The sequence below is a fragment of the Streptomyces sp. NPDC006450 genome, assembly GCF_040612195.1.
In the GTDB taxonomy this organism is placed as follows: domain Bacteria; phylum Actinomycetota; class Actinomycetes; order Streptomycetales; family Streptomycetaceae; genus Streptomyces.
Map to the genome: position 1 here is coordinate 63,214 of NZ_JBEXPT010000020.1, position 6,000 is coordinate 69,213.

The following is a 6,000-nucleotide window of genomic DNA, read 5'->3' on the forward strand; positions in this document are numbered from 1 at the left end:
CCGTCGCGTCATTGGAGTGAGACGGACGCGAGGGGGAGCGGATGGGGTACGGACGCAGAGATGGGTTCCGTGAGTTCGCGATGGACAGATCGGCGTACTTGTACCGGTCGGCCTGTCTGCTGACGAGCGGGGACACCCACCTCGCGGAGGATCTCGTACAGGAGACCCTCGGGCGGATGTACCTGCTCTGGGCGCGCGTCGCCCGGATCGACAATCCGGCGGCGTACGCGCAAACCGTGCTGGTGCGTGCCTTCCTGACGCACCAGCGCCGCCGGTCGGCGGGGGAGCGCCCGGTCGGGGAGTTCCCCGACACGGGCGCGCAGGCCGGCGGCGATCCGGCGCTGCGGCTGACGCTGCTGGAGGCGCTGGGGCGGCTGGCTCCGAAGGACCGGGCGGTCCTGGTGCTGCGGTACTGGGAGGACCGCAGCGTCGAGGAGACCGCCGACGCGATGAACGTCAGCTCGGCGGCGGTACGCACCCGCAGCTCGCGCGCCCTGACCCGACTGCGGGAGCAACTGGGCGGCTCGCTCGCGGAGTTCGCGGGGCGCTGATCCTCGCGCCCTCCCGTGCGCACGTCCTGTGCACTGTGCTCGTTCCATGATCCCTTTGAACGGAAGGTCTGATTCCGCATGCCCTTTGAAGATGAGCTCGGTGAAGCCCTCCGGCGTACGGGAGACGGTTTCACGGCCGAAGGGCGCGACCTCGTGGGCGCCGGGGAGCAGCGCGGGCGCCGGATGGTGGCCCGTCGCCGGGCCGCCATGGCCGGCGGCTCGGCGCTCGCCCTGGCGCTGATCGGTACCGCCGGGGCCTACGCGAACGGGCTGCTCGGGACCGGCGGTGGGGGCGGCGGGGTGAACCTGGCGGCCTCGCCGGAGCCGCCCGCCCTGCGGCCGCCGATGCAGGGCGCCCACCGCGTCGGCACCGGGGCCGTCTCCGCCGAGCAGCTGACCGGAGTGCTCAAGCAGCTCCTGCCGCAGGGCGATCTCAGCGACGTCGAGGCGCGGGGCACGGGCGACGAGCGCGGCCCGATGGTGGGCGGGATCATCGACGACGGCGAGGGCAAGGGCCGCATCGGCTTCAGCCTCGGCCGGATCGACCCCAAGGGCGAGATGGCCGACGACATGGTCAAGTGCCCCTCCAAAACCACCACCAAGTACGACAGTTGCACCTCGGAGAAGCTCGCGGACGGTTCGCGGCTGCTGCTCTTCAAGGGCTACGAGTACCCCGACCGCCGGGTGGACACCAAGTGCTGGCGCGCCACCGTGGTGACCCCGCAGGGGTTCCTCGTGGACGCGCAGGAATGGAACGCGCAGACCCAGAAGGACTCGCCCGTCAGCCGCCCGACGCCGCCGCTGACGATCGCGCAGCTCAAGGCACTCGTGACGTCCCCGCTGTGGCACCCGGCCCTGAACGACCTGCCGGCCGCCGGTCAGGCCGAGCGGGGTCCGGCCCCCCGCCAGGGGCTGAGGGCGGGGGCCATCCTGGAGGAGCTGCTGCGCACGGACGGGATCCCGGTCGTGAGCCGGGACGAGGACGGGGCCGACCTGGGCTACCTGGTGCTCGACGAGGGCAAGGGCAAGTCGCTGGTCAGCCTCCAGATCCAGCCGGACAACCCGAAGCATCCCGGGACGTGGGCGGACCTGTTCGCGTCCGCCGAAACGCTGCCGGACGGAACGAAGTTCCTGACCCGGAAGCAGGCCGGGGAGAAGGGCGGGGCCGGCGTGGTCTGGTGGAGCGCCGAGGCGCTGCGGCCGAACGGGACCCGGCTGATCGTGTCCGCGTTCAACGCCGAGACCCAGTCGTCGAAGGCGACCCGGAAGGAGCCGGTGCTGCCGCTGCAGCGGCTGAAGGAGCTCGCGACGAGCCCGAAGTGGGCCTCGGAGTACGGGCAGTAGGGGACGAGCAGGAGGCGACGGGCCGGAGGGCACGGGCCGGAGGTGACGGGCCGGAGGTGACGGGCCGGAGGTGACGGGCCGGAGGTGACGGGCCGGAGGTGAAGGCGCCCCCGGCCGGCCGCTCCCCCTACTTCGCGTCCGCGTAGCACTCCACGACGGCCGTGCTGAAGGGGAAGCGGACGGGGGTGTCGCCGAAGGTGATGCGCCCGGCCAGGTCGCCCGCCTCGCGGATCGCCGCGGCCACGGCCTGCGCCTCCTCCTCGGGGCAGTGGACGATGACCTCGTCGTGCTGGAAGAAGACCAGCTCGGCCCGCATCCCCGCCTGGGCGAGGGACCGGCGCAGGGCGGCGAGCAGGAGCAGCGCCCAGTCCGCGGCGCTGCCCTGCACCACGAAGTTGCGGGTGAAGCGGCCGCGCGCCCGGGCGTCGGTGGAGGCGTAACCGGGCACCCAGCCGTCGGGGGCCTCCTCGGCCTCCTCGGGATCGGCCGGCGGCGGACAGGTCCGGCCCAGCCAGGTCCGTACGAGCCGCCCCTCCTCGCCCGCCTTCGCGGCGTCGTCCACGTAGGCCACGGCCCGGGGGAAGCGGCGGCGCAGCGCGGCCAGGTTCTTCAGGCCGTCCCCGGAGGTCTGCCCGTACACCGCGCCGAGCACGGCGATCTTCGCCATGTCGCGGTCGCCGGAGAAGCCCTGGCGGGAGATGGAGGTGTACAGGTCCTCGGGGCGGCCGGCCACCTCCATGAAGGCGGGGTCGCGGGAGATCGCGGCCAGCACCCGGGGCTCCATCTGGTCGGCGTCGGCCACGACGAGCCGCCAGCCGGGGTCGGCGACGACGGCCCGGCGGATCACCTTGGGGATCTGCAGGGCCCCGCCGCCGTTGGTGACCCAGCGGCCGGTGAAGGTGCCGCCGGGGATGAACTCGGGGCGGAAGCGGCCGTCGTGGACCCAGTCGGCGAGCCAGGACCAGCCGTGGGCGGTGTAGATCCGGTACAGCTTCTTGAACTCCACGAGGGGCTTCACCGCGGGGTGGTCCAGCTCCTGGATCTCCCAGCGGCGGGTGGACTTCAGCTTGATCCCGGCCTCCGCGAAGGCCTTGATGACGTCGGCGGCCAGCTCGGGCCGTACGCGTCGGCCGAACGCGGCCGAGACCTCGTCCGCCAGCTCCGCGAGCCGGCGGGGCTGGCCGCGGCCCGCGTACCGCTCGCCGAGCAGCTCGGTGAGCAGGGCCCGGTGGACGTCGGCCCGCCAGGGCAGTCCGGCCCGGTTCATCTCGGCGGCCACGAGGAAGGCCGCCGACTCGGAGGCCACGAGCAGCCGCATCCGGTCGGGGTGGGCGGTGGCGTCGAGCCGCTTCACCTGGTCGGCATGGACGGCGACGAGGGCGTCGAGCGGTACGGGGGCCGGCTGGGGGTCGAAGAGGGAGTGCTGGCTGCCGGGCTCGGCCGCGCGCTGCGGGGGATCGGGCGGTACGGGGGCGTTCGTCAGCCGGGCCCAGGCGGCGGCCGCCGAGCGGGGTTCGCCGAGGCGACCCGCGTGGGCGAGCAGGAGCAGCTCGGCGTCCTCGATGTCGTGGCAGCGGTCCACGCGGGCTCCGGCGGCGAGGAGCCGGGGGTAGACGGCCTGCGTGGAGCGCCAGACCCAGCGAGTGCCGGCGGGCGCCGCGCGGATGGCGTCCGCGGGGTCGGTGACCGTGAGCGGTGCGCCACCGGCGGTGGGCTCCAGGGGGGTGGCGTGCCACCGGCCGTCGCCGTCCTCGGCGAGGGCCCACCGGGGGGTTTGCTCGGTCATGGGTGCGAGTCTCCCACCGGGGTCTGACACTGCCGGTGCGTGCCGCGCGGAGGGGGCGGTCCCTGCGGGCGGCTGTTCTGCGGGCGGCCGTCCCCTACCCGCCCCTTCCCCCGTTCCCAGGGGCTCCGCCCCGGACCCCGGTCCTCGAACGCCGGACGGCCTGTCTTGGCCGCACCCCACCCCGGCGCACGAACGCCGGACGGCCGCATCGCCCGGGACGGAGCCAGAAGGCGGCCGTGCCAAGCTGAAGGGGTGAGAGACATAGTCGACCGGGCCTGTGAGGCCGCGCTGTACAACCAGGACGACGCCGGGCTGGACGCCGGGGCGTCGGTGCTCGTCGCCGAGGGCGACCGGTGGGGCGGGGTCGGGCAGGCGCTGCTCGCGCGCGGGGAGACGTACCTGCGCCAGGCCTGGGAGCGCGGGTGGCGGCCGGCCGACGTGCTGCGGCTCGTACGCCGGGACCTGGAGCAGCCGCACCTGCGGATCGCCGAGGACCTGATCGCCGCCGAGGCGCGGCGGTACGCGCGGCTGCCCGAGCGGTGGACCGAGACCGAGGTGTGGTGGGGGGACGACACCCGGTACGGGGAGCGGCTGGTCCAGCGGGAGCGCACCGACCGCTTCAGCCTGGCCGGGGCCGTCCTGGAGGTGTTCCGGCTGCTGATCCGGCTGCCGTCCATCGAACCGGTCGGGCCGCTGCCGGGGGACCCCGCCGACGTACTCGAACACGCGCACATCGAGCCCCGCATGCTCGGGCGGATCCGGGCGCTGCTCGCGAAGGCCGAGGCGACCACCTTCCCGGAGGAGGCGGAGGCGCTCAGCGCCAAGGCGCAGGAGCTCATGGCCCGGCACACCGTGGACGCGGCCCTGCTCGCGGTGAGGTCCGGCACGGCGCAGATCCCCGGCGCCTGCCGGATCGGCGTCGAGGCGCCGTACGAGGAGGCCAAGGCGGTGCTGCTCGACGCGGTGGCGAGCGCGAACCGCTGCCGGTCCGTGTGGAACAGCGCCTACGAGTTCTCCACCGTCGTCGGCTTCGAGAGCGACCTGGAGGCGGTGGAGCTGCTGTACACCTCCCTGCTGGTCCAGGGCACCGCCGCGATGACCCGTGCGGAGGCCGGGCAGCGGGCCGGCGGGCGCAAGCGCACCAAGACCTTCCGGCAGTCCTTCCTCCTGGCCTACGCGAGCCGGCTCGGTCAGCGCCTCGCCGAGACGGCCGAGCACACGGTGGCCGACACCGTGGCCGAGGCCCCCGACAACCTGCCCGCCCTGGTCGCCCGGGACGTCGCCGTCACCTCGCGGGCCGAGGAGATGTTCCCCCGGACCACGACGACCCGGCTGCGCGGGGCGACCGACCTCGCGGGCTGGGAGGACGGCACGGCGGCGGCCGACCGCGCCCACATGGCGGACGGCCGCCGCCGCTCCCTGCGGCAGTAGCCCCGCTCGGGCTGAGCCCCGCCCGGGCCGGGCGCGCGCCCGCCGCGAGTCCTGGCTGCTGCCCTGCGGGGCTGTCCCCTGCCCGCCCTTCCACCGTTCCCTGGGGCTCCGCCCCAGACCCCGGGGACTTCGCCCCGCGCAGCGGTACGCACCCCGGGCCGGGCTCCGACGCGCAGGCCGCCCCGCTGCCGGGCTCCCGGGTTCCGCCCCCGCCGCGGCTACGCTCGGAGCCATGAGCTGGGTCCGGGCGCTGAAGGACACCGCCCGGGCCGGACTGACGGTCGAGCGGACCCGGCTGCAACCCCTCGTCGCACTGCGCGCCGCCGCGGGCCTCGCGATCGTCATCGGCGTGAGCCTCGCCCTCCTCGGGCCCGGCTCCGCCGCCAGTTCCGCCTTCGGCGCGTACATGGCGGCCGTCGCCACCTTCCAGAAGAGCTGGCGGCCCCGTCCCGTCCTCGCGCTCGCCGCCGGGCTGACCCTGGCCGTGTCCACCTTCATCGGCTACCTCGTGGGGTCCTCGCACACCCTGGCCTTCCTGCTGCTGCTCGCCGTCTGGAGCTTCGCGGCGGGCCTGATGTGGGCGGCCGGCCCCACCGCCGGCATCATCGCCTCCGGCAACGTCGCGATCATGCTGGTCACCGTCACCCTGCCCACCTCCGTGCCCCAGGCCGCCGGGCACGCGGCGATGATCGCCGCCGGCGGGGTGGTCCAGGCCCTGCTGATCGTCCTCTTCCCCATCAGGCGGTGGGGCGCCCAGCGCGACGCCCTGGCCGACGCCCTCGCCGCCGAGGCCGACTACGCGCGCCGCCTGCGCCAGGACCCGGTCGCCTCCTTCGACCCGCAGCCGCTGATGAGGGCGCGCGACGCCGCGACGGTGACGGTGCGCCA

5 protein-coding genes are annotated in these 6,000 nt (G+C 74.9%); 4 read left to right on the forward strand and 1 reads right to left on the reverse strand.

Going from position 1 to position 6,000, the window contains the following annotated elements; translation table 11 throughout:
* Window positions 1-41: 41 nt before the first annotated feature.
* Complete coding sequence (locus ABZY57_RS10155) at window positions 42-551, forward strand: SigE family RNA polymerase sigma factor (RefSeq protein WP_356510097.1); 510 nt, start codon at window positions 42-44, stop codon at window positions 549-551.
* Window positions 552-629: 78 nt separating this feature from the next.
* The gene (locus ABZY57_RS10160; protein ID WP_356510099.1) at window positions 630-1,895 is read left to right on the forward strand and encodes a hypothetical protein; all 1,266 of its coding nucleotides are present in this window, start codon (window positions 630-632) and stop codon (window positions 1,893-1,895) included.
* Between the two features lie 127 nt (window positions 1,896-2,022).
* On the opposite strand, the gene ABZY57_RS10165 is transcribed toward ABZY57_RS10160, so the two are convergent.
* On the reverse strand, window positions 2,023-3,681 hold the full coding sequence (locus ABZY57_RS10165) for a bifunctional 3'-5' exonuclease/DNA polymerase (RefSeq protein WP_356510101.1): 1,659 nt from the start codon (window positions 3,679-3,681) through the stop codon (window positions 2,023-2,025).
* A gap of 252 nt (window positions 3,682-3,933) precedes the next feature.
* Between ABZY57_RS10165 and ABZY57_RS10170 the strand changes: the two genes are divergently transcribed.
* Window positions 3,934-5,112 (forward strand): DUF2786 domain-containing protein, encoded by a 1,179-nt coding sequence (locus ABZY57_RS10170; RefSeq protein WP_356510103.1) that lies wholly within the window; start codon window positions 3,934-3,936, stop codon window positions 5,110-5,112.
* A 232-nt stretch (window positions 5,113-5,344) separates the two neighbouring features.
* Window positions 5,345-6,000 (forward strand): FUSC family membrane protein (locus ABZY57_RS10175; RefSeq protein WP_356510105.1); only part of this gene is annotated, 656 nt, incomplete at its 3' end.